Origin of the sequence: Prosthecobacter sp., from assembly GCF_044378005.1 — a bacterium.
GTDB lineage: Bacteria > Verrucomicrobiota > Verrucomicrobiia > Verrucomicrobiales > Verrucomicrobiaceae > Prosthecobacter.
Genome location: NZ_JBILYB010000280.1, coordinates 1 through 3,770 on the forward strand (window position 1 = coordinate 1; position 3,770 = coordinate 3,770).

Sequence of the window (3,770 nt, forward strand, 5' to 3'; positions counted from 1 at the left end):
GCAGTTGTTCCTCGTCCTTGAACTTCGGCGCTGCCAATGTGTTGCCGGTCAGAATGTTGGCCGTTGGGAAATCGTGCAGGATCATGTTCATGCGGGCGAGACCGGCGGTGGTCACGTCCTTCTCCTGCCCTTCCAGCGTGATGTGTTTACCCGCCTCCGCAGCGACCTTGAGCAGCAAGGAACCGGAGCCGCAGGTGGGGTCATAAGCCGTGGTGCTGCCCACGGTATTGTGCGGGCCGATGCCGACGACCTTGGCCATGATGCGGCTGACCTCGGACGGCGTGTAGAACTGGCCTTTGCTCTTCCCGCTCTCGCTGGCGAAGTGGCGCATGAGATACTCATAGGCGTCGCCGAGGATGTCATCGTTGTCGGCGCGGTTCTTCGAGAAATCGAGCTCCGGCTTCTGGAAGATGGCCACGAGATTCGTGAGGCGGTCCACCATCTCCTTGCCCTCGCCAAGTTTGTTCGGGTCGTTGAAGTCCGGGAAGTCCGTGCGGGCGAGGCGGGAGTTCGCCTCGATGAGCGGCTGGATGATCTGGGTATTGATCAAGCCGCCGATGTCACTCTTGCCCTTGAGGGCGATCATGTCCTTGAAACTAGCCCCCTTCGGTATCGTCACCGGCGGGGCAAAGTCATCGCTGTCGCCGTATTTGTCGGAGACGTATTTGATGAAGAGCATGAAGAGGACGTAGTCCTTGTACTGGCTGGCATCCATACCGCCCCGGAGTTCATCGCAGGAGGCCCAGAGGGAGGAGTAGAGGTCGGATTTTTTAATGGCCATGGGCTGGTTCTGAGAGGTGCGTGTTTGAAAGATCAGAGACGGGTATGCATCCGATGGCAAGGAACCCGCCTCCCCGGCTTCCATGGCGCGTGGGAGGTGAATCGGCTGGGGGATGTTGTCCAGATTAAGAAAGGGCAACTCATCACAAGCAGCACCTTGATGCCGGGGGAGATTCCCGTAATCGCAGGAGGCAAACAACCAGCCTATTATCACGCTTCCGCAAATCGGTTTGGCCGCACGGTCACGATCAGCGCCTCGGGAGCAAGCGCCGGTTATGTTGCACTCTACGCCGAACCGATTTTCGCTTCGGACTGCTCCACCATCAGCGAATCAGAAAGTTACTGCCTCGATTTCGTCTTCTACCAACTTCTGTGCAAACAGCAGACGATCTACAAGGCACAGACTGGCGGAGCACAGCCCCACATTCACGCGAAGGATTTGAACCCCATCCTGTTCTCATTTCCACCTCTCCCCGAACAAACCGCCATCGCGTCGGTGCTGAGTGAGATGGACGGGGAGCTGGCGGTGCTGGAGCAGCGGCGGGAGAAGACCCGCGCCCTCAAGCATGCCATGATGCAGGAACTCCTCACCGGGAGGACGCGGCTGGTATGAGCGGCAAGGTGCTCAAAAGCACCTTGGTTGAACATTGGCCTTGCGGAGGTGTCAAAAAGCACCACTATCGCGCGTTGCATGAACCCGCCGCCCCGATTCGCCACCAGCACGGTCCGTGAGAAGATCACCGCCGCGCTGCGGGACCGGAGACGCAGGTTCCTGGATGCCAACGACAGCACGAGCCGGAACTATTTGGACAAGTGGGGGATCACTGCGGACGGCCTGTTCGCGGATCTCGTCGCCGACCTGAAGAAGTTCCAGCTCTACCTCAAACCGAACACCACACCGCAGCGCTACCAGTACGTCCTGCCCTATCCCGAGGAGGAAGGCCTGCCCGCGCTGCTGATCCACATCACGCTTTCAGCCAAAGGGGAACCCCCGAGGGTGAAAGTAGCCGTCCATCCTCACAACACCGGGCACGCGCCCCTGCCACGCGTGCCCATCGCCTGAACCCGACCCCGAATCCAAACCGCCATGTCTGCTCGTAAAACCAAAGATCGCGTCCCCTGCTTTGAGTGTGATGGCACGCTCGAAGCCGTGAAGCTGCCCTACACCACCGAGTTGCCAGACATTGGCAAGGTGGTGATCGAGAACGTGCCCATGCTGAAGTGCCCGAAGTGCGGTGACACCGTGCTCGGCGAAGAAGGTAACCGCCTTATCGACGCCAGCCTGAATCGAATCACGGGTGCCATCACCCCCGAGGAAATGAAGCTCTTCCTGCAACAGTATGGACTTACCCACAAACAGGCGGCCGCCGTCACCGGCTACGGGGAAAAGAACATCTCCCGCTGGGTGGCCGGGAAAATGCGCCCCACTGCCTCTGTCTCGAACTTCTTCCGCCTGCTGATCGCCGACCGGTCCGCCTTTGAAACGCTCAAGGGCCGTCAGTGGGGTGCTGCCGCCGTAGTGAGCTTCCCCACGGAAGAGAGGCCGCCAGATGAGGCTGAACGGAAGATCATGAAGGAAGTGGATTATGCTTCGCTGGCCCGCATCCAGCTCGTGGCCGCCAAAACCAGTGCCAAGGACCGCCGCACGGAGATGTGTCGGCGTTTTGAAGTGCCTGATCTGCTGGCACTGGGCAAAATGGCCAATGACAATCTGCTGGCGATGGCCGCCTACAAGGACACCAGCCAGAAATTCAGCCGGATCAGCGGCGGGCTGTGGATGGAACTGGGCTGCCGCGCAGCCGAACGCATCCACGTGAAGCCGTATGATCGCGACAAGCTGGCGGTGGCGGTGAAGGAGTTACGTGAGCTGACGCGAACCAAGCTGGTGGATGTGATCCCGCAGGTGCGCCAAATCTTGGCCGAGGCCGGGGTGGCGCTGGTGTTTGCCCCCATCATGAAGCAGTCCGCCTTCCGTGGCTGTACGAGACTGATGTCACCCACGAAAGCGGTCATCATCCACAGCATGAAGTACCGCAACCTCGCGCAGTTTTGGCTGATCCTCTTCCACGAGATCGCGCACCTGATGCTGCACATCACCGACGTGAAAGACGTCTTCGCCGAGTATGTGGACCGCAAGGATGACATTCGCGAGAAGCAGGCGGATGAGTGGGCGCAGGACACACTGGTGTATAGCGACAAGCTGATCGCCTTCAGCACTCGCTGGCCGAAGCCCAAACCAGAACAGATCGAGTCCTTTGCTCGCGAAGTGAAGGTGCACACCGCCATCGCCGCCGAGGTCTTCAACAAACGAGCGGGCACCGAAATCATCTCCTACTCCCGCCTCACCCAGCTCGGCCTCTTTCCAAACTTGTCAGAGGAGGAGGCGACGTTCCTTTGGAAGAACAATCCGCTGGGAACCGCCGCATGAGACAAAAAAGCCGGTGGATATAGGTTTCGCTGGTCGTGAGACCCGAAACACACGGCGCTGAGGCCGAGTTTCATCCACCGGCAGGTTGAAGCTGCCCTCCTGCGTTCCAAAGTCAATCCTCCACCTGATGCCTGAAATCCCCCGCTCCGAACGCAAGACGCAGAACCGCGTCATCCAGCTCTTCACCGGGCCGGGTGGGTTGGGCTACGACTACCTGGGCGAGTGGAACAAGCGGGAGAACAACCGCTGCATCGAGGTGGAATACCTGCGAGCCAATTTACTCAAGCGCGGCTACTCCGAGGCACACATCTCCGCCGCTGTGCAAAAGCTGATGGCCGCTGCGGACGCTACGGGCATCACCTTGTATCAAGCCAACCTGCGCACCTACCAACTCCTGCGCTATCCCGTGCAGGTGCAGATCGCCGCCGGGAAGCCGAATGAGAACGTCCACCTCATCGACTGGGAGCACCCAGAGAAAAACGACTTCGCCCTGGCGGAGGAGGTCACGCTGAAAGGCGGCTATGAGCGACGACCGGACATCGTGCTCTACATCAACGGCATC

General features: G+C 59.7%; 5 protein-coding genes. 4 read left to right on the plus strand and 1 reads right to left on the minus strand.

The genetic code is table 11. The annotated features are described in order from the left end of the window. Window positions 1–781: class I SAM-dependent DNA methyltransferase (locus tag AC6FTP_RS26045; RefSeq protein ID WP_497209817.1), on the minus strand; the 781-nt coding region annotated here is incomplete at its 3' end. 96 nt (window positions 782–877) lie between these two features. Between AC6FTP_RS26045 and AC6FTP_RS26050 the strand changes: the two genes are divergently transcribed. The 4 genes from AC6FTP_RS26050 to AC6FTP_RS26065 all read left to right on the plus strand — a co-directional run. Next, window positions 878–1,393: a restriction endonuclease subunit S gene (locus AC6FTP_RS26050; RefSeq protein ID WP_497209818.1), complete on the plus strand. Its 516-nt coding sequence runs from the start codon at window positions 878–880 to the stop codon at window positions 1,391–1,393. 78 nt (window positions 1,394–1,471) lie between these two features. Then, window positions 1,472–1,843 (plus strand): hypothetical protein, encoded by a 372-nt coding sequence (locus AC6FTP_RS26055; protein ID WP_497209819.1) that lies wholly within the window; start codon window positions 1,472–1,474, stop codon window positions 1,841–1,843. A 24-nt stretch (window positions 1,844–1,867) separates the two neighbouring features. Then, a complete protein-coding gene (locus AC6FTP_RS26060) occupies window positions 1,868–3,208 on the plus strand; it encodes a type II toxin-antitoxin system MqsA family antitoxin (RefSeq protein ID WP_497209820.1) in 1,341 nt (446 codons plus the stop codon). A gap of 127 nt (window positions 3,209–3,335) precedes the next feature. Beyond that, window positions 3,336–3,770: type I restriction endonuclease (locus AC6FTP_RS26065; protein WP_497209821.1), on the plus strand; the 435-nt coding region annotated here is incomplete at its 3' end.